The sequence below is a fragment of the Rhodococcus sp. Eu-32 genome, from assembly GCF_003336925.1.
Lineage (GTDB): Bacteria > Actinomycetota > Actinomycetes > Mycobacteriales > Mycobacteriaceae > Rhodococcoides > Rhodococcoides kyotonensis_B.
Window position 1 is genome coordinate 232,971 of sequence record NZ_QGNK01000005.1, and the last position, 19,389, is coordinate 252,359.

The following is a 19,389-nucleotide window of genomic DNA, read 5'->3' on the forward strand; positions in this document are numbered from 1 at the left end:
GCACCGTGAACGACGATCCGGGTGCGCTGGCGCGCGTCTGGCCTGAGGTTGTCACGGAGTTGACGTCCGATCGGCACGGCGGCCCAGACCTGACCAAGGGACAGAAGGCCTGGCTCGCGTTGGTCGAACCGCTCACGCTCACGCAAGGCTTCGCGCTGCTCGCGGTCCCCTCGTCCTTCGCGCAAGAAGCGATCGAGAGGGACCTCCGCGAACCGATCCTGCACGCACTCGGCCGTCACCTCGGCCAGGGTGTCGAGGGCCTCGGCGTCCGTATCTCGGCTCCCGAGGAGGACAAGCACGAGACCGAACGTGCGTCGTACCCCGAAACTCCCAGTTCACCGACCTACCGTCGTCGGTTCCTGACCAGCACGGACGACGATCCGTCGGATTCCGAGACGGCGGACTACGAGGAAGTCGACGACGACGGTGACGCTCTGACCAGCGTGCAGAACTCGTGGCCGACCTACTTCACCAAGCCACCCGAGACGACGACTCCCCCCGCAGGCGCAGGCAGCTTGAACGCGAAGTACACGTTCGACACCTTCGTCATCGGCGCTTCCAACCGATTCGCGCACGCGGCCGCCGTCGCGATCGCCGAGGCGCCCGCCCGCGCCTACAACCCGTTGTTCGTCTGGGGCGCGTCGGGTCTGGGCAAGACTCACCTGCTCCATGCGGCCGGTCACTATGCTCAACGCCTCTTCCCGGGCATGCGCGTGAAGTACGTCTCGACCGAGGAGTTCACGAACGACTTCATCAACAGTCTTCGTGACGACCGCAAGGTCGCGTTCAAGCGCCGCTACCGCGAAACGGATGTCCTTCTGGTCGACGACATCCAGTTCATCGAGGGCAAGGAAGGTATCCAGGAGGAGTTCTTCCACACCTTCAACACACTGCACAACGCGAACAAGCAGATCGTCGTCTCGTCGGATCGTCCTCCGAAGCAGCTGGCCACCCTCGAGGAACGCCTGCGTACCCGGTTCGAATGGGGTCTGATCACCGATGTTCAGCCGCCGGAACTCGAGACCCGCATCGCGATCCTCAGCAAGAAGGCGAGGATGGACCGGCTCGACGTGCCGCACGACGTCCTCGAGCTGATCGCCAGCCGTATCGAGCGCAACATTCGTGAACTCGAGGGTGCGCTCATCCGCGTCACCGCGTTCGCGTCGCTCAACGGACAAGCTCTGGATCTGACGCTCGCCGAAGTGGTCCTCCGCGATCTGATGCCGGACTCCTCGAGCCTCGAGATCAACGCGGCAACGATCATGGCCGTCACCGCCGAGTACTTCGACACCACGATCGACGACCTGTGCGGGCCGGGTAAGGCCAGGGCACTGGCCATGGCCCGTCAGATCGCGATGTATCTGTGCCGCGAGCTCACCGATCTCTCGCTGCCCAAGATCGGCCAGACCTTCGGTAGGGACCACACCACCGTCATGTACGCCGACAAGAAGATTCGCAAGGAGATGACCGAGCGTCGCAAGGTCTACGACCAGGTACAGGAGCTGACGGCTCGCATCAAACAGCGTTCCAAGCGCTGACGTTTCTCGTCCCGACGCCGGGCGGACCCCTCGAGAGAGAGGATCCGTCCGGCGTTTCTCGTCTGCGGGCGCCCCTCGAGAGACGTTCCCGGAAATTTTTTCGGGGTGGTCTCCAATGATTCACACCTGTGGATAAGCATGTGGAGAAACGCGCTCTTCTGGGGATGGACTGTGGGAGGCTGTGAACCGTTTGTGATTCGTCCACAAGCTTCCCCATCGCAACCGCCGATTGGTCCCGAATTCATCCCCACGACACCACGCCGAGCGACCAGCGGCTCGAGGGGCGAGTGCACAGATTCCACAGGACCTATTAATACGAAGAATTTCTCTTGAAGGGATCTTCTTTGAAAACAGGTGTTGGGGACAGATCCCCTCACAGCCCCTCGTCGACGCGTCCGCGCGCGCCAGGTTCGGCTTTCCAAGTTGGTCGCGAAGGGCATACGGTGTGCATCTGCCGGTTGTGTCAGACTCAGTGATGCACCGGTGCCCTCGAGTGCCCCGCACTCACCGAAGACCCTTCTTCGTGACGAACCGCCCCGACCGAGAGGAAATGCCGAGCGATGGAGCTTGGAAGTCTGAAGTTTCGCGTTGCTCGTGAAGATTTCTCCGATTCCGTTGCGTGGGTAGCTCGAAGCCTGCCGTCCCGGCCGCCCGTTCCTGTCCTCGGTGGAGTTCTTCTCGCTGCCGACGAGCAGGGCTTGACCGTGTCGGGCTTCGACTACGAGGTGTCCGCGCAGGTCCGGGTGTCCGCCGAGGTATCGACCGCAGGCAAGGCACTGGTCTCGGGCAAGCTCCTGGCGGACATCACGAAGTCGCTTCCGAACAAGCCCGTCGACGTCGGCGTCGACGGAACCAGGGTGCTCATCACGTGCGGTAGCGCGAAGTTCTCGCTGCCGACGATGCCTGTCGAGGATTACCCTCAGCTACCGGAACTGCCGACGCAGACCGGATCCGTCGCCAACGATGTCTTCTCCGAGGCCATCTCCCAGGTTGCCGTCGCCGCCGGACGCGACGACACGCTGCCGATGCTGACCGGCATCCGCGTCGAGATCCACGGCACGACCGTGGTCCTCGCGGCGACCGACCGATTCCGTCTGGCCGTCCGCGAGCTCGAGTGGATGCCGGCGAACGGCGAGACCAAGACCGAAGTTCTGATCCCGGCCAAGACTTTGTCCGAATCCGCAAAGACGTTGGGCGGCAACGCGAATTCGCCCGTCGAGCTCGCTCTCGGTTCCGGGTCGTCCGTCGGCGCCGACGGTCTTCTCGGCATCATCAGCGAGGGTCGCCGCACGACGACCAGGCTTCTCGACGCCGACTTCCCGAAGTTCCGTCAGCTCCTGCCCGCGGAACACACAGCTGTGGCCGTCGTCGAGGTCGCTCCCCTCGTCGAGGCGATCAAACGTGTCGCTCTCGTCGCCGAGCGCGGCGCACAGGTTCGACTCGAGTTCTCCGCCGAAGGTCTGCTGCTGTCGGCCGGTGGCGACGATGCAGGTCGCGCCGAGGAATCGCTGATGGCGGACTTCCAGGGTGAAGCGTTGACCATCGCGTTCAACCCGGGCTACCTGATCGACGGATTGTCGTCGCTGCACAGCGAGAAGGTCACCTTCGGTTTCACCACTCCCAGTCGTCCTGCAGTTCTGCGGCCGACCGCCGATGATGAACTGGTACCCGACGCGTCGGGCAAGTTCGCAGCACCGCAGAGCGCGTACACGTACCTGCTGATGCCGGTTCGACTTCCGGGCTGATCGGGTACGGACTACGTGCGCCCGCCTTCGCCCGAAGGTGAACGCGCGAATGACCGCACACTAGAGAAGGACGTCTCTCATGCAGCTGGGACTGGTCGGCCTCGGGAAAATGGGCTTCAACATGCGCGAGCGTCTTCGCGCACACGGCCACGAAGTGATCGGATACGACCCGCGACCCGAGGTCACCGATACGCCGTCGCTCGGCGATCTCGCTGCAGCGCTGACCGCGCCGCGCGTCGTCTGGGTGATGGTGCCCGCCGGCGACATCACGCGTGACACGATCACCTCGCTGCGTGACGTCCTCGAGGAGGGCGACCTGGTCATCGACGGCGGCAATTCCCGGTTCACCGACGACAGGATGAACGCCGACCTGCTCGCGGAGAAGGGCATCGGTTACATCGACGCCGGTGTGTCCGGCGGTGTGTGGGGTCTGAAGAACGGCTACGGCCTCATGGTCGGTGGCTCCGAGGCCGACGTCGAGCGCGCACTTCCGATCTTCGACGCGTTGCGCCCAGAAGGCGAGCGCGCCGACGGTTTCGTCCATGCCGGGCCCGTCGGTGCAGGCCACTACTCGAAGATGGTGCACAACGGCATCGAGTACGGGTTGATGCAGGCGTACGCCGAGGGCTACGAACTCCTCGAGGCGGAAGACCTGGTCCAGGACGTGCACGGCGTCCTTCGTGCGTGGAGTCAGGGCACCGTCGTGCGGTCCTGGCTGCTCGATCTGCTCGTTCAGGCACTCGCTCAGGACCCGGAGTTCCGCGAGATCTCCGGTTACACAGAGGATTCCGGCGAAGGACGGTGGACCGTCGAGGAAGCGATCCGACACGCTGTCCCGGCTCCGGTGATTTCCGCGGCGCTGTTCGCGCGGTTCGCGTCGCGCCAGGAGGATTCGCCGGCGATGAAGGCAGTGTCCGCGCTGCGCAACCAGTTCGGCGGGCACGCCGTCAAACGAGCCACCACCGAAGAGACGTTGCGCGCTCCCGACCCCAAGAAATAAGCCTTGTTCGTTCGTTCATTCTCCCTGCGTGATTTCCGATCGTGGGACGACGCCACCGTCGAACTCGAGCCGGGTTCGACGGTGTTCGTCGGGCCGAACGGGCACGGCAAGACGAACCTGCTCGAGTCGCTCGGATATCTGGCGACGCTGTCCTCGCATCGTGTCTCGTCGGACGCGCCGCTGATCAGAGCGGGTGCGGATCGTGCGTTCGCGAGCGCAACCGTCGTCAATCATGGTCGTGAGCTGACGATCGACGTCGAGATCCAGGACGGCAGGGCGAACAAGGCGCGCATGAACCGGTCACCGGTGCGTCGGCCGCGGGAGATTCTCGGTGTGCTGCACAGCGTGCTGTTCGCGCCCGAGGACTTGTCGCTCGTACGCGGCGACCCGGGTGACCGACGTCGCTACCTCGACGAACTGATGACCACGCGCCGACCCCGAATGGCCGGTGTCCGAAGCGATTACGACAAGGTATTGCGTCAACGATCGGCGTTGTTGAAGACGGCGGGCGGTGCGTTGCGGCGAGGATCCTCCTCGAGCGATGGTGCGGGTGCTCTTGCGACGCTGGATGTATGGGACGGTCACCTCGCGGCGCACGGTGCGCAGCTGCTGGCGTCGCGCATCGGTGTGGTGCACGAGCTGACTCCGTATGTCGCAGAAGCATATTCGTCGATCGCGCCGGAGTCTCGACCCGCTGCGATCCGGTACCGTAGCAGCCTCGCCGACGCGCTACCTCCCGAATTCTCCGATCCGACACGCACTCCCGAGGCGGACGACGCCGACGTGTTGGAAGCTGCCTTCCTGCATCAGCTTTCGGTGATGCGTCAGCGCGAGATCGAGCGCGGAGTTTGCCTCGTCGGACCGCATCGTGACGACCTGGAGCTGACGTTGGGCGATCAGCCGGCGAAAGGCTTTGCGAGCCACGGCGAATCGTGGTCCTTCGCGTTGTCGCTCCGACTGGCGTCGTTCGGTCTGCTTCGCGCGGAGGGCACGGATCCGGTCCTGATGCTCGACGACGTGTTCGCCGAACTCGATCGTAAGCGTCGCAGTGCATTGGCGCGGGTTGCCGTCGATGCCGAACAGGTCTTGATCACCGCGGCGGTGGCCGAGGACGTACCCCCGGAGCTCGAGGCGCGCCGCTGGGGAGTTGCTGCGCACCAGGAGGACACTGGTCGGGTGTCGAGGATCAGCGCGATCGACGAGAGCGAAGGTGTGACGCCGTGAGCGACGACCAGAAAGCTGCACCGGAACCACAGCCCGAACTGCGCGGCGTCGACCTCGCGCGTCGTGCGCTCGAGGAGGCACGGGCGGCAGCGAAGGCGAGCGGCAAATCCGTCGGACAGGGTCGTTCGTCGCCGTCGGGTGGAATTCGCGCGCTCCGCGGTCGTCGCAAGCGAGGGTGGTCCGGTCCCGGTCCCGACGATCGGGATCCGCAGACGCTCGGGTCGCTGGCCGGCGCGATCGCGAAGAAGCGGGGATGGTCCGACAAGGTGGCCGAAGGAACCGTGTTGGGACGCTGGACGGCCGTCGTCGGGGACGACATCGCCTCGCACGCCACTCCGACGAAACTCGAGGACGGCGTGCTGAGCGTGTCCGCCGAGTCGACCGCGTGGGCGACTCAACTGCGGTTGATGCAGTCGCAGATCCTGGCCAAGATCGCGGCGGCCGTCGGACACGGTGTGGTGACGTCCCTGAAGATCACCGGTCCGGTCACCAAGAGCTGGCGGAAGGGCGAACGCCACATCAAAGGGCGCGGTCCACGCGACACGTACGGATAGACCGTTCTTCTCCCTGGAAACCGTTGTCTGCTCGGTAACATGCACATGTCAACTGTGATCTTGGTTGCTTTCGCGCGACTCTGTCACGTAGCGTGCCGTTCGACCCCAGGAGAGATCGGTGCGGGGGCGCCACCGACGTTCGCAAAGACGAGGTGAGTGCATGTCATCGACCGAGCAAGCAGGACCGTCCGACAAAGTGGTTCTCCGGCCGCGGAACGTGGCGTTCGATTGGGGGTCCCTGCCACTTCACTACGTCGACGGCGATCCCCTCGCGACGCACTTGTTCAACGTGATGCATCTGCTCCTGCCCGAGGGCGAGGAATGGTTCGTCAGAACGTTCAAGGAAGCGTTGCCCCTGATCCACGACGAGCAGTTGCGCGACGACGTCATCGGATTCATCGGACAGGAAGCCGTTCACGCGCAAGCACATACGCAAGTTCTCGATCAACTGACCGCGTACGGCATCGACGTGACGCCGTACGCCCTGCAGATGCAGTTCCTGTTCGGACGCGCACTCGGCAACCGGACGCACCACGGTCAGAACAGCCTTGTCGAGCGCGTCGCCCTGATCGCCGCCGTCGAACATCTCACGGCTTTTCTCGGAGACTGGGTCCTCAACGCCGACGCACTCGACGACGTCGAGTTCGATCCGACGATGCTCGATCTGCTGCGTTGGCACGGTGCCGAGGAGGTCGAACATCGTTGTGTCGCATACGAAGTGATGCGGTACTTCGACGTCCGACCGGCCAGGCGGATCCGTACCTATCTGGTGATCGCGCCCGCACTGATGTGGTTCTGGGCGCGCGGCGTGCGCTACCTGATGAGCCAGGATCCGTCGTTGCAGAATGTGCCGGTGAAGAAGCGTCGGCCGTCGTTCCGTCGGTACCGGCGGGTCACGGCCAAGGGGTTGTTTCCCGGGCCCATGCTGATCGTGCGCGCATCGCTGCGGTACTTCCGGTCGGACTACCACCCCTCACAGGAGGGATCGACCGAACAGGCGGAGCGCTATCTGGCGTCGTCGCCCGCGGCACGAGCGGCTGCGGGGTAGGCGCGAGATGGGTGTTCGACGCAAGCTCTCCGACATGACGAAGGCGGTCGAATCCTTTCGGGTGGGACGCACGATTCCGCCGGATCTGTACGGTGACCCGGTTCCGGACCAGACGATGTCGCTCGTCACCGATGCGCTCGACAAATGGTTCGCACTGCTCGACGCAGGTACCTACTCGCCCGAGCATGCGGCTCCGGCCGTCGTGCACGCGAGGTCGCTCACGCTCGAGCGACGCGAGGTGATGTGCGACGACCAACCGGTGGTCCGATTGACGTTCGCGCCCACCGACGGCGTCCCGCTCGCGGCATGGTCGCCCGGAATGCACATCGACGTCCGGTTGCCGTCGGGACGTCGTCGCCAGTACTCGCTGTGCGGCGACCCGTCGGACAGCACCTATACCGTTGCGGTGCGGCTCGTTCCGGACGGCGGCGGTGGGTCGACGGAGATGCATGCCCTCGAGCCGGGCGACGAGGTGACCGTTCTCGGGCCACGTAACGGGTTCCCGTTCGTGCCGCAGGGACAGGCCTTGTTCGTGGCGGGCGGCATCGGTATCACCGCGATTCTGCCGATGGTTCGTGCTGCCCGACGCGTCGGCATGGACTGGCGTCTGATCTATTGCGGCCGCTCGCGTGCATCGTTGCCGTTTCTCGACGAGATCGAGTCGTGGAACTCGGCGCGTGTGACGGTCTTCACGGACGACGTCGACGGTGTCCGGACCGGGTCGTCTCTGCTGCACGACGCGACGGGTGGCGCGGTGTACTGCTGTGGCCCGCCGCCGATGATCGACACCGTGAGGACGGCATTCGACGACTCGCGGGCGACCCACCTGTACTTCGAACGTTTCTCCCCGCCACCCGTTCGGGGCGGTGTCGAATTCGAGGTTCAGTTGGTGGAATCCGGAACGGTGGTGACTGTGCCGGCGGATACGACTGCGCTGCAAGCGATTCGAGAGGTAAAGCCGGACGTCGCCTATTCCTGTCGGCAAGGATTCTGCGGAACGTGTCGGGTCCGGGTGCTGCACGGCATTCCGGAGCACCGCGACGACAGACTGACGCCGGAGGAGCGCAGTCGCGAAATGCTGATCTGCGTCTCTCGCTCGAACGGCGGAAGGATCGTGCTGGACCTCTAGCCGTTCGACACGGTTTCACCGTCCATCTTTGTCGACGGATGCTGAGAAAATCCCTCAGAGAGGCTTTCAGGGGGCTTTTCGGGGTGTCATCGTCCCCCTCCTGTCGGTGCGTACCAGTAGTATGGACCGGTAACAGAGAAGCCCTTCGGATCTACCGCGCCGAACCAGGTGTCCATGTCCGTGGACATCAGGGGGAACGCGAGCGTCCGTGCGGTGGCACCTGCCATGGTGCGAGCGCGGTAGCACCGATGGTGCGAGGGGGAGTGAAGACGCGTAAAGGAGAACGACCGAACCGTGGCCGCCCAGAAGTCAGGTAAGAGCGAGACTCAGAACAAGGACTACGGCGCTTCGTCGATCACCGTCCTCGAGGGACTGGAAGCAGTTCGTAAGCGGCCCGGTATGTACATCGGTTCCACCGGTGAGCGCGGCCTGCACCACTTGATCTGGGAAGTCGTCGACAACTCCGTCGACGAGGCGATGGCCGGATACGCCACCACCGTCGACGTCACCATTCACGACGACGGCAGCGTCGAGGTCGTCGACGACGGCCGTGGCATCCCCGTCGCCACGCACGCGTCCGGTGTTCCCACCGTCGAGGTCGTCATGACCCAGCTGCATGCAGGCGGAAAGTTCGACTCGGACTCCTACGCGGTGTCCGGTGGTCTGCACGGCGTCGGCATCTCGGTCGTCAACGCGCTGTCCACCAAGGTGGAGCTGCAGATCGCACGCGACGGCCACCGCTACAAGCAGTCGTACGACTACGCCAAGCCCGGCCCGCTCGAGACCGTCGGCGACACGGACGCGACAGGCACCACGGTCCGCTTCTGGCCCGACGGCGAGATCTTCGAGACGCTCGACTTCAGCTTCGAGACCGTGCACCGTCGCCTGCAGGAGATGGCGTTCCTGAACAAGGGACTGACCATCAACTTCACCGACGAGCGGGTCGCGGCGTCCGACGCCAGCGAGGACGAACTCGCCGAGACGGCGGAAGCACCCAAGACCGCGTCCGAAGAAGAAGCAGAGGCAGAGGCGCCCAAGGCCGCCAAGGTCAAGAAGCGCACCTATCACTACCCCGACGGCCTCGTCGACTTCGTCAAGCACATCAACAAGACCAAGACCGCGATCCACGGTTCCGTCGTCGGCTTCACCGCCAAGGGTGAGGGACACGAGGTCGAGATCGCGATGCAGTGGAACGCCGGGTACTCCGAGTCGGTCCACACGTTCGCCAACACGATCAACACGCACGAGGGCGGTACCCACGAAGAGGGCTTCCGTACCGCGCTGACGTCGACGGTCAACAAGTATGCAGCCGAGAAGAAGCTCGTCAAGGAGAAGGACGGCAAACTCACCGGCGACGACATCCGCGAAGGTCTCGCGGCCGTCATCTCGGTACGCGTCGGCGAACCGCAGTTCGAGGGTCAGACCAAGACCAAGCTCGGCAACACCGAGGTTCGTTCGTTCGTGCAGAAGGCGTGCAACGAGCACCTCGCGCACTGGTTCGAGTCCAACCCGGCCGATGCCAAGACCATCATCAACAAGGCCGTGTCGTCGGCGCAGGCGCGCATGGCCGCGCGCAAGGCGCGAGAGTTGGTGCGGCGCAAGAGCGCAACCGACATCGGTGGCCTGCCCGGCAAGCTCGCCGACTGCCGTTCCAACGACCCGGCGAAGTCCGAGATCTACATCGTGGAGGGCGACTCCGCAGGAGGCTCCGCGAAGTCGGGCCGCGACTCGATGTTCCAGGCGATCCTGCCGCTGCGCGGAAAGATCATCAACGTCGAGAAGGCGCGCATCGACCGTGTGCTGAAGAACAACGAAGTGCAGTCCATCATCACGGCCTTCGGAACCGGCATTCACGACGAGTTCGACATCAGCAAGCTGCGGTATCACAAGATCGTGCTGATGGCCGACGCCGATGTCGACGGCCAGCACATCTCGACTCTGCTGATGACGCTGCTGTTCCGCTTCATGCGTCCGCTCATCGAGCACGGCCACGTCTACCTCGCGATGCCGCCGCTCTACAAGATCAAGTGGAACCGCGGCGAGCCCGACTACGCGTATTCCGACCGTGAGCGCGACGGCCTGCTCGAGGCCGGCCTGGCGAACAAGCGCAAGATCAACGTCGACGACGGCGTCCAGCGCTACAAAGGTCTCGGCGAGATGAACGCGAAAGAGCTGTGGGAGACCACGATGGACCCGGCGGTCCGTGTGTTGCGTCTGGTCACGCTCGACGACGCGGCTGCCGCGGACGAGCTCTTCAGCGTCCTGATGGGTGAAGACGTCAGTGCTCGACGCAGTTTCATCGCACGCAACGCCAAGGACGTTCGGTTCCTGGACGTGTAGCGCGCTCGAAACCTGTTGCCACGCACTATCTTTGAATCAAGGAGAATTTGATGTCGGATACCACCGAGCCTCCTGTCGGGCCTCCCGGACAGACGACGAACGCCGAGGGCGGAGACCGGATCGATCCGGTCGACATTCAGCAGGAGATGCAGCGTAGTTACATCGACTACGCGATGAGCGTCATCGTCGGCCGCGCGCTGCCCGAGGTGCGCGACGGCCTCAAGCCGGTGCACCGCCGCGTCCTCTACGCGATGTACGACTCGGGCTTCCGCCCCGACCGTAGCTACGTGAAATCCGCTCGGCCCGTTGCCGAAACGATGGGTAACTACCACCCGCACGGTGACACCTCGATCTACGACGCGCTCGTGCGTCTCGCGCAGCCGTGGTCGATGCGGTACCCGCTCGTCGACGGTCAGGGCAACTTCGGATCGCGCGGCAACGACGGACCCGCCGCCATGCGATACACCGAGGCCCGTCTGACTCCGCTCGCGATGGAGATGCTGCGCGACATCGACGAGGAAACCGTCGACTTCATCCCCAACTACGACGGCAAGACCCAGGAGCCGACGGTACTTCCGTCGCGTGTGCCGAACCTGTTGATGAACGGCTCCAACGGCATCGCCGTCGGTATGGCCACCAACATTCCTCCGCACAACCTGCGCGAACTCGGCGAGGCCGTGTTCTGGGCCCTCGACAACCACGAGGCCGACGAGGAAGCCACGCTCGCCGCGTGCATGGAACGCGTCAAGGGCCCGGATTTCCCGACGCACGGTCTCATCGTCGGCAACCAGGGCATCCAGGACGCGTACTCGACCGGCCGCGGCTCGATCCGCATGCGCGGCGTCGTCGAGATCGAAGAGGACTCGAACGGCCGCACCACGATCGTCATCACCGAGTTGCCGTACCAGGTCAACCCGGACAACCTGATCACCTCGATCGCCGAGCAGGTCCGCGACGGAAAGCTCGCCGGCATCTCGAAGATCGACGACGAGTCCTCCGACCGCGTCGGCATGCGCATCGTCGTCACCATCAAGCGTGACGCCGTCGCCAAGGTCGTGCTGAACAACCTGTACAAGCATTCGCAGCTGCAGACGAGCTTCGGCGCGAACATGCTGTCGATCGTCGACGGTGTTCCGCGCACGCTGCGTCTCGATCAGATGATCCGCTACTACGTGGCTCATCAGCTCGACGTCATCATTCGGCGCACGCGCTACCGCCTGCGCAAGGCCGAGGAGCGGGCCCACATCCTGCGCGGTCTGGTCAAGGCTCTCGACGCGCTGGACGAGGTCATCGCCCTGATCCGTCGCTCGCCCGACGTGGACGCGGCACGGACCGGCTTGATCGAGCTGCTCGACGTCGACACCATCCAGGCCGACGCCATCCTCGCGATGCAGCTGCGTCGTCTCGCAGCCCTCGAGCGTCAGAAGATCATCGACGAGTTGGCCGAGATCGAGCGTGAGATCGCGGACCTGCAGGACATCCTCGCCAAGCCCGAGCGCCAGCGTCAGATCGTGCGCGACGAGCTCGCCGAGATCGTGGAGAAGTACGGCGACGACCGTCGTACCCGCATCATCGCCAACGACGGAGACGTCAGCGACGAGGATTTGATCGCTCGCGAGAACGTCGTCGTCACCATCACCGAGACCGGGTACGCCAAGCGCACCAAGACCGATCTGTACCGCTCGCAGAAGCGCGGCGGCAAGGGGGTCCAGGGCGCCGGTCTCAAGCAGGACGACATCGTCAGCAAGTTCTTCGTGTGCTCGACGCACGACTGGATTCTGTTCTTCACCACGAAGGGCCGCGTCTATCGCGCGAAGGCATACGAGCTGCCCGAGGCCAACCGCACCGCACGCGGTCAGCACGTCGCGAACCTGTTGGCCTTCCAGCCCGACGAGCGTATCGCCCAGGTCATCCAGATCAAGACGTACGAGGACGCGCCCTACCTGGTGCTGGCCACCAAGGGTGGTCTGGTGAAGAAGTCCAAGCTCACCGACTTCGACTCCAACCGCAGCGGCGGCATCGTCGCCGTCAACCTCCGCGGCGAGGACGAGCTGGTCGGCGCCGTGTTGGCGTCGTCCGACGACGATCTGTTGCTCGTCTCCGGACAGGGGCAGTCGATCCGCTTCTCGGCGACCGACGAAGTTCTGCGTCCGATGGGTCGTGCGACATCCGGCGTCCAGGGCATGCGTTTCAACGGTGACGACCAGCTGCTGTCTCTGAACGTCGTCCGTGAGGGCAAGTACCTTCTCGTCGCGACGTCCGGCGGTTACTCCAAGCGCACCGCGATGGAGGACTACCCGGCTCAGGGTCGTGGCGGCAAGGGTGTGCTCACGATCCAGTACGACCCGAAGCGTGGCACCCTGGTGGGAGCGCTCATCGTCGACGACGACGACGAGCTGTACGCCATCACCTCGAGTGGCGGTGTCATTCGTACCGCCGCGAAGCAGGTACGCAAGGCGGGCCGGCAGACGAAGGGCGTTCGGTTGATGAATCTCGGTGAAGGCGACACACTGCTCGCTATCGCCCGCAACGCAGACGAAGCAGACGAGCCCGAGCCGGGTACCACGAGCACCGAAGATGATGCATCGAAGGAGTCGTAGTGAGCACTCCCAACAGGCCAGGCAGCACGCCCGGTCCGCAGAGTGATCGAGCCGAACAGCAAGCTCAGCCTGTGAGGCCGCAACCGGCATCGCGGCCCGCTGGGCCGCCGCAGGGTGGTGCTCGGCCGCAACCGAGGCCTCCGCAAGGGCAACAACCTCCGCAGGGCCAACAGCCGGTGCAGGGTGGACGTCCCGGCCCGCAGGGTCAGCCTCCTCGGGGGCCGCAGCCTGCGCAGGGTCCGGCCGCTCAGCGTCCCCAGCAGCCCCCGCAGGCCGCTCGCCCGGCGCCGCAACAGACGTCGGACAGGACTCCGCAGACGCGGGAACAGCCTGCAACCCAGGCTCACCCCGCGGCTCAGCCCGGCCCGCAGCAGGGCGCTACCGCGCCCAAGGCACCCCAGCAGGCACCGGCACCGCAGCAGGCACCGGCGTCCCGTCCGTCAGCGGACAAGCAGCCGCCGACCGAGGCTGCTCCGGCGGTCGGTCAGCCCGAGAAGCGCGCCCCGCAGTCGCCTTCCGCGTCGGCACCCACGCCGGAACAGAGTCGTCCCCGTGACCCTCTGCGGGCGAACGAGACCCAGCAGGTGCCGACCAACGGTGCTGTGCAGTCTCCGCCGTGGCAGCGCACGCAGCGTCAGGAGCCGGCCGATGCGTCCGCACCGCAGAGCACGCCGCAGACCAACCTGTCGAACCGTGGTGGATCGTTGCCCACCGGCGGGCAGGTCTCCGCGGCCGCAGCGGATCGGACGGCCGCCTACCCGGCGGTCGCCGAGGACGCCGACGCCAAGACACAGCGCCGTGAGGCCGCGAAGTCGAAGGCAGCGGTCATCGACGGTCCGACTCGTCACATCGAGCGCAAGGATCTGGCCAAGGACATGCCGGATCTGTCCGCGGTTCGCCACCCGGAGTCCGGCTCCGAGAAGCAGTCTGCCGTCGCAGCGCCTGCCCTCGTCGCCGCACGACCCGAGGGTGAGTCGCTGCGTGCGACGGTTCAGCTGCGCAAGATCGATCCCTGGTCGACGCTGAAGATCTCGCTCGTGATCGCGGTGTCGTTGTTCTTCGTCTGGATGGTCGCGGTCGGGCTGCTGTACGCGGTTCTCGACGGCATGGGCGTCTGGGACAGGTTGAACAGTGCCTTCACCGAGATCGTCAACGAATCCGGTGGCGGCGGACTCGTCAGCGCCGGACAGGTGTTCGGGTATGCAGCGGTGATCGGTGTGATCAACGTCATCCTGTTCACGGCGCTGACGACGATCGGGGCGTTCATCTACAACCTGTCGTCCGACTTGGTGGGCGGTGTCGAAGTGACACTGGCCGACCGGGACTAAAATGCGCAGGTGAGAGGCACCGTATCGGGCCGTTTTGGAGTACGGCGGTTCGATACGGTAATCTCTCTCCTCGGTTCGGAAAGAGAAATCATTCCGGTCACCGAGGTACACGGGCCTATAGCTCAGGCGGTTAGAGCGCTTCCCTGATAAGGAAGAGGTCGGAGGTTCAAGTCCTCCTAGGCCCACACCGAGCGAGACGAAGAGGTGAGATTCTGTGAAGATTCTCGTTCTCGTCGGCGCGGCAGTAGCAGCGATCGTGACAGTGTCGAAGGTACGCGCACAGCGTGCGGGAGACGGTGTCTGGCACGAAGTTACAGCCGCCTGACGTCCGTTGGTTGCAAGCGTGTAAGCTGTTGTTCGCTTGTCCGGCACGACCCGGGGCCTTAGCTCAGTTGGTAGAGCGCTGCCTTTGCAAGGCAGATGTCAGGAGTTCGAATCTCCTAGGCTCCACAAAGAAGAAGGCGTTCGATCCGCACGGATCGGACGCCTTTTTCGTGTCTGTGCAACGTCCTTACTGTGTGGTGGCACGTAGCGCCTGATCCGTCAGCTCTCCCGGAACCAGTTGTAGCGGTACGGGCTGTCCCAGAGGTCACGGACGGACTGCGACCGTCCGTGTCGGATGTACGTCGTCGTGACGACGTGAAGGAAGACCATGACGATCACGAGGGCGATGAAAGTTGTCATGCCTAGAGTGTCTGTGCTGCGAAAACGGGCGAACAGTGGCAGTGATGACAATGTACGTCGAAAAACTGCCATCATCTGCGCCGGTCTTTCCTGGACTGTGAGAGATGCCAAGACGCGGGTAGGCGGGTGTGTCGAAATGCCCAGTCTTCGGCTGTGTAGCGTGCCTGCACACCGTCTGGGCCCTACTCTTCGGTAAGTACCGGCAATCGTCCGACGTGAATGCGCCGCAGGGGGGTGCATTCACGTACGGACTCCCGGTATCCACGACGACGTCGTTCGGCCGATCGTCACGCCAGGACGCGTGCCATCGGCCGATCCGTCGGTTACCCATCCGAAAAGTCGGCGGAAGGTGTTACAGTCCCGCACGACGTCGGTAGTGCGTGGTGTTCATGGGGAGGTGGGCCGTGCCGGGTCGAATTCTGCTCGCATCGGCTGTCCGCCTCGGTACCGGGGAATCCGCGGCACGATTGCGTCACGCGTGACCAGGCCCAGATTCGACGAGGCCGGAGTCACGCTGTTCGTGTTCGTGGTCGGGTCGACCCTTCTGTACGCGGCAGCCGGAAGCGCGTCGTGGTCGATGTTGGGCGTGTGGGGACGCACCGCGGTCGTGGTGTCCGTGCTGTGCGGGTCGGCCGCAGCCGTCGTTCTCGTTCGGTCGAGGCCGCCGAGCCCCAAGCGAATCATCGGCATCGTGACGTCACTCGCGATCGTCGCGCTGGCGGTGTCCTTCTCCGCGGTGGTGACGCTTCCTGCTTTCCTGATCTGCGTCCAGGCCGCGATCTTCCTGGGTATGCACATCGGTGCGTTCTGGTCGGAGCGCAACGCCGGTGGTTGGGTCGCGGTCCTCGCCGTCTCGGCCGTCGTCGGCGCCGCGGCCAGTCCGTTCGACTCGTCGTTCGTCGTCTACGTCCTCGTGGCACTCGGAATCGTCGGGGCTACAGAAGTTTTCGGCGCGTTCGCGCGTCGTATGCGCTTCTCGGCGACACACGACACGCTCACCGGTCTCCTCAACCGCTTCGGGTTCGAGTCCAAGGTCGAGAAGATGCTGCCCGCGTGTGCAAGTCGCGGATTGTCCGTCAGCGTCGCCGTTCTGGATCTGGACAACTTCAAACAGATCAACGACGAGTACGGCCATATCGCCGGCGACGTCTTGCTGTCCAGGGTGTCGAAAGCATGGAAGGCGGAGATCGGTCGTCGCGACGTGTTGGGACGGCTCGGGGGAGACGAGTTCGTGTTGTTCATGCCTGGCGTTCTCGAGGCCGAGGCGTGGCAGATCATCGACCGCCTACGACGGGCACATCGCGCCGAGTGGAGCGTGGGACTGGTGTGCATGCCTGCGACGCGACGCTGGGTGGACGTCTATCGTGCGGCCGACGCCGATCTCTACCGCGCCAAGCGCGCTCGCCCATCGCGGGCACAGAAGGCGTCACGGACCGATACGCCGGGCTCCGACGATTCGGAGTGGAGAATAGCGCGCTGACGCTTGCTCCACAGAATTCATCCACAGTCTGTGGATGAATTCTCCGTCGCGGTCGCGGCTCGCGGTTCAATTGTCCTGATGCGTCGGCACATTCGTCGACGTGCGAGGTGGGCGATCGAGCGGGGGCGGCATGTCGTTGGCGTGGGGGGATGTTCGAAACTGGAATCCGTCGGAGGTCGGCGTCCTCGCCCGGCGCATCCGTGACTCGTCGAAATCAATGGACGACCGAAGTGTGGATCTGGCGGGCTTACTGAAACAGCTCGACTGGCACGGTCCGGCCGCAGATGCTGCCCGTGCGGCGATGAACGGCCTCGAAAGCGATGTCGGAGAACGTGCCCGAGTGCTGAGCGCCGTCGGTCGGTGCCTGGACGAGATGGCCATCGCGATGTATCCGCTGACGCATGCGGTTCGTGAGTGCGCAGCCGACGCGGACGGCACGTCGATGTCCATCGGTTCCGACGGCACCGTGGTCGACGGCCTCCCGGCGTACACGAGTGCTGCCGCTGATGCCTGGGGTATCGCCCGCGACCGAATGCGGATTCGGCGGGAGCTCGAGGAACGAGCCGCCGCATTGCTCGCTCGGGCAGAGGAACTGGACGGACGTACCGCAGCGTCGTTGAACCGGTGCGAGAACGGCGAGGATCGGACGCGGCAGGCCACAGTGGACCCTCCGGTGCCAGGAACGCCGGCGGCGAACGCGGCTTTCTGGGACGCGGCGACTCAGGCCGAACGGACCGAATTCCTGGTGCGTCGACCGGAACTGCTGGGCAATCTCGACGGCATTCCGGCCCACGTTCGCGACGCGGCGAACCGTCGCGTGCTGGCCCAGGAGCGAACACGGCTCGCGGAAGTCGTCGAGGAACTACGTAAAGAATTGCAAGGCAACAAGTTCGGAGGAGCATTCAGCAACGCCGACGCAGGGCTCGCGCAGACCGAGAAAAGGCTGGCCGCGTTGGACGCCGTCGCGACCACTCTTGCGAAGGGAAACAGGCAACTGCTGGTGCTCGACAATCACTCCGCCGACGACACATTGGCCGCTGTCGCGGTGGGTGATGTCGACACGGCAACCCATGTAGCGGTGTTCGTCCCGGGAATGAACTCCGACGTGCAGAGCGACCTGATTCGGTACGACGGCGACATGGATGCGCTCGAAAGAGCTGTGCGACAACAGCTTCCGTCGAACGACACGGCCGCGGTGGTGACGTGGATGAATTACTCGACGCCACACACCGGCTGGAGTCTGTTCGACCCGAACCGTTCCGTCGTCGGCGCGGGCGCTGCCGTCGCCGGTGGTGCCAGGCTCAGCACGTTCCTCGACGGCCTCGACGCGTCGAGACGCAGCGACCCGCACCTGTCGCTGCTCGGACACTCGTACGGCTCGCTGACCGCGGCACATGCGGTGCGCGACGCGTCGGCGACCGGTGTCGACGAGTTCGTCTCGGTGGGCTCGCCGGGCCTCGGCGTCGGGACCGTGCACGAACTGTCGATCCCGCCCGGGCACCTCCACGTCGGCGAGGCGGCCGGCGACGTCGTCGTCGATCTCGGTGTGTTCGGTGCCGATCCGAGCGAACTCGCAGGCGTCGAGGAGTTGCCCACCACGGCAGCAGGCGACCTGCGAGCATCGGACGGGCACAGCGACTACTTCACCGACGGCACGACATCGCAGCAGGCGATTGCTCGGGTCGTTGCAGGACTGGACTAGAGCCGGGAGTGAAGCCCCAGGAATGACCCGTTCAGACCTGTGGTGTCTCGACGATGCGTGGGGTGTCGTCGGCGTAGTCGGACAGGCTGGGCGGCGCGTCGGCCGGACGCTGGACCGTCCGTCGACGCTTGGTGGCGAGAAAGGCTGCACCTGCTGCAGCACCGAACAAGGTTCCGAAGACGACCAGCCGGCGAGTCCGTCGGGACACACCCGCCGTCGACCGTGCCTTCTGCTTCTTCGCCTTCTTCCGACGCGCGAGCTCGGTGCGGGCGAGCGAGTAGCCCCGCGTAGCGACTGCGGCACCGATACCGGCAGGTCCGGTGCTGGCGATCCTCGCAGCATGCAGCAAATTGCCACCCGTGCCGACGGCGACGTCGCGAACCTTCGATGTGCTGGTCATGACACCACTGTTCCATATAGAGGCAGTCGTGCCCCGGCACCCGGCCACGAGGAGCGGCGACAATGGCACGATGGTGGTGTGACTTCACCAAACAAGACATCCACGGCAACGCTGCACACCAACCGCGGCGACATCGTCATCGAACTGTTCGGCAATCACGCGCCGAAGACGGTCGAGAACTTCGTCGGCCTCGCCGACGGCTCGAAGGAGTACACGACCACCAACGCGTCCGGCGGAAACTCCGGCCCGTTCTACGACGGCGCGATCTTCCACCGCGTCATCGACAACTTCATGATCCAGGGCGGTGACCCGACGGGCACCGGAACCGGCGGACCGGGCTACAAGTTCGGCGACGAGTTCCACCCGGAACTGTCGTTCGACCGCCCCTACCTGCTGGCCATGGCCAACGCGGGCCCGGGCACCAACGGCTCGCAGTTCTTCATCACCACGGTGAAGACGCCCCACCTGAACCGTCGCCACACCATCTTCGGCGAGGTCACCGACGAGGCGTCGAAGAAGGTCGTCGACGAGATCTCCGGTACCGCTGTCGGCCGCGGCGACCGCCCGGTGGACGAGGTCAAGATCAACAGCATCACGATTTCCTGACGGTTTCTCCC

At 64.7% G+C, this 19,389-nt stretch carries 15 protein-coding genes and 2 tRNA genes; 15 read left to right on the top strand and 2 right to left on the bottom strand.

All coding sequences use genetic code 11. From position 1 onward, the window contains the following. The first annotated feature begins 5 nt into the window (after positions 1 to 5). The 12 genes from dnaA to DK926_RS08720 all read left to right on the top strand — a co-directional run bounded on the left by dnaA (position 6) and on the right by DK926_RS08720 (position 14,956). Entirely contained in the window at positions 6 to 1,538 is a 1,533-nt protein-coding gene (gene dnaA / locus DK926_RS08665; RefSeq protein WP_114330122.1) for a chromosomal replication initiator protein DnaA, read from the top strand. 560 nt (positions 1,539 to 2,098) lie between these two features. Further along, positions 2,099 to 3,283, top strand: coding sequence for a DNA polymerase III subunit beta (gene dnaN / locus DK926_RS08670; protein WP_068429638.1), 1,185 nt, complete (start codon positions 2,099 to 2,101; stop codon positions 3,281 to 3,283). A 79-nt stretch (positions 3,284 to 3,362) separates the two neighbouring features. After that, a complete protein-coding gene (gene gnd, locus DK926_RS08675) occupies positions 3,363 to 4,283 on the top strand; it encodes a phosphogluconate dehydrogenase (NAD(+)-dependent, decarboxylating) (RefSeq protein ID WP_114330066.1) in 921 nt (306 codons plus the stop codon). A gap of 3 nt (positions 4,284 to 4,286) precedes the next feature. After that, the gene (gene recF, locus DK926_RS08680; protein WP_114330067.1) at positions 4,287 to 5,507 is read left to right on the top strand and encodes a DNA replication/repair protein RecF; all 1,221 of its coding nucleotides are present in this window, start codon (positions 4,287 to 4,289) and stop codon (positions 5,505 to 5,507) included. Continuing rightward, on the top strand, positions 5,504 to 6,061 hold the full coding sequence (locus tag DK926_RS08685) for a DUF721 family protein (RefSeq protein WP_114330068.1): 558 nt from the start codon (positions 5,504 to 5,506) through the stop codon (positions 6,059 to 6,061). The genes recF and DK926_RS08685 overlap by 4 nt, the downstream gene beginning before the upstream one ends. A 160-nt stretch (positions 6,062 to 6,221) precedes the next feature. Next, entirely contained in the window at positions 6,222 to 7,109 is an 888-nt protein-coding gene (locus DK926_RS08690) for a metal-dependent hydrolase (RefSeq protein ID WP_114330069.1), read from the top strand. A gap of 34 nt (positions 7,110 to 7,143) precedes the next feature. Then, positions 7,144 to 8,238 (top strand): PDR/VanB family oxidoreductase, encoded by a 1,095-nt coding sequence (locus DK926_RS08695; RefSeq protein ID WP_243636720.1) that lies wholly within the window; start codon positions 7,144 to 7,146, stop codon positions 8,236 to 8,238. A 294-nt stretch (positions 8,239 to 8,532) separates the two neighbouring features. Then, positions 8,533 to 10,578: a DNA topoisomerase (ATP-hydrolyzing) subunit B gene (gene gyrB, locus DK926_RS08700; protein ID WP_068429653.1), complete on the top strand. Its 2,046-nt coding sequence runs from the start codon at positions 8,533 to 8,535 to the stop codon at positions 10,576 to 10,578. Between the two features lie 50 nt (positions 10,579 to 10,628). Then, positions 10,629 to 13,178, top strand: a complete 2,550-nt coding sequence (gyrA, locus tag DK926_RS08705) for a DNA gyrase subunit A (RefSeq protein ID WP_068429654.1) — start codon at positions 10,629 to 10,631, stop codon at positions 13,176 to 13,178. Then, entirely contained in the window at positions 13,178 to 14,506 is a 1,329-nt protein-coding gene (locus DK926_RS08710; RefSeq protein ID WP_243636721.1) for a DUF3566 domain-containing protein, read from the top strand. Before gyrA ends, DK926_RS08710 begins: the two co-directional genes overlap by 1 nt. Before the next feature lie 111 nt (positions 14,507 to 14,617). Next, positions 14,618 to 14,691, top strand: a tRNA-Ile gene (locus DK926_RS08715). A 192-nt stretch (positions 14,692 to 14,883) separates the two neighbouring features. After that, a tRNA-Ala gene (locus tag DK926_RS08720) sits at positions 14,884 to 14,956 on the top strand. Positions 14,957 to 15,049: 93 nt separating this feature from the next. Here the strand turns inward: DK926_RS08720 and DK926_RS26635 are convergent. Next, entirely contained in the window at positions 15,050 to 15,190 is a 141-nt protein-coding gene (locus DK926_RS26635; RefSeq protein ID WP_157105391.1) for a hypothetical protein, read from the bottom strand. Between the two features lie 478 nt (positions 15,191 to 15,668). Here DK926_RS26635 and DK926_RS08725 point away from each other — a divergent pair, with 478 nt between their 5' ends. Together DK926_RS08725 and DK926_RS08730 are read left to right on the top strand one after the other, a co-directional pair. Next, positions 15,669 to 16,670, top strand: a complete 1,002-nt coding sequence (locus DK926_RS08725; RefSeq protein WP_068429658.1) for a GGDEF domain-containing protein — start codon at positions 15,669 to 15,671, stop codon at positions 16,668 to 16,670. Positions 16,671 to 16,800: 130 nt separating this feature from the next. Next, positions 16,801 to 18,372, top strand: a complete 1,572-nt coding sequence (locus DK926_RS08730; RefSeq protein ID WP_114330072.1) for an alpha/beta hydrolase — start codon at positions 16,801 to 16,803, stop codon at positions 18,370 to 18,372. Between the two features lie 31 nt (positions 18,373 to 18,403). On the opposite strand, the gene DK926_RS08735 is transcribed toward DK926_RS08730, so the two are convergent. Next, the gene (locus tag DK926_RS08735; RefSeq protein WP_125833392.1) at positions 18,404 to 18,772 is read right to left on the bottom strand and encodes a hypothetical protein; all 369 of its coding nucleotides are present in this window, start codon (positions 18,770 to 18,772) and stop codon (positions 18,404 to 18,406) included. A 78-nt stretch (positions 18,773 to 18,850) separates the two neighbouring features. Between DK926_RS08735 and DK926_RS08740 the strand changes: the two genes are divergently transcribed. Further along, positions 18,851 to 19,378, top strand: a complete 528-nt coding sequence (locus tag DK926_RS08740; RefSeq protein WP_068429666.1) for a peptidylprolyl isomerase — start codon at positions 18,851 to 18,853, stop codon at positions 19,376 to 19,378. Positions 19,379 to 19,389 lie beyond the last annotated feature (11 nt).

What these genes read in the sequence shown, in the direction of transcription:
- dnaN (WP_068429638.1), top strand. Translation starts at nt 2,099, where the DNA reads ATGGAGCTTGGAAGTCTGAAGTTTCGCGTTGCTCGTGAAGATTTCTCC.
- gnd (WP_114330066.1), top strand. Translation starts at nt 3,363, where the DNA reads ATGCAGCTGGGACTGGTCGGCCTCGGGAAAATGGGCTTCAACATGCGC.
- DK926_RS08690 (WP_114330069.1), top strand. Translation starts at nt 6,222, where the DNA reads ATGTCATCGACCGAGCAAGCAGGACCGTCCGACAAAGTGGTTCTCCGG.
- DK926_RS08695 (WP_243636720.1), top strand. Translation starts at nt 7,144, where the DNA reads ATGACGAAGGCGGTCGAATCCTTTCGGGTGGGACGCACGATTCCGCCG.
- gyrA (WP_068429654.1), top strand. Translation starts at nt 10,629, where the DNA reads ATGTCGGATACCACCGAGCCTCCTGTCGGGCCTCCCGGACAGACGACG.
- DK926_RS26635 (WP_157105391.1), bottom strand. Translation starts at nt 15,190, where the DNA reads ATGACAACTTTCATCGCCCTCGTGATCGTCATGGTCTTCCTTCACGTC.
- DK926_RS08730 (WP_114330072.1), top strand. Translation starts at nt 16,801, where the DNA reads ATGTCGTTGGCGTGGGGGGATGTTCGAAACTGGAATCCGTCGGAGGTC.
- DK926_RS08735 (WP_125833392.1), bottom strand. Translation starts at nt 18,772, where the DNA reads ATGACCAGCACATCGAAGGTTCGCGACGTCGCCGTCGGCACGGGTGGC.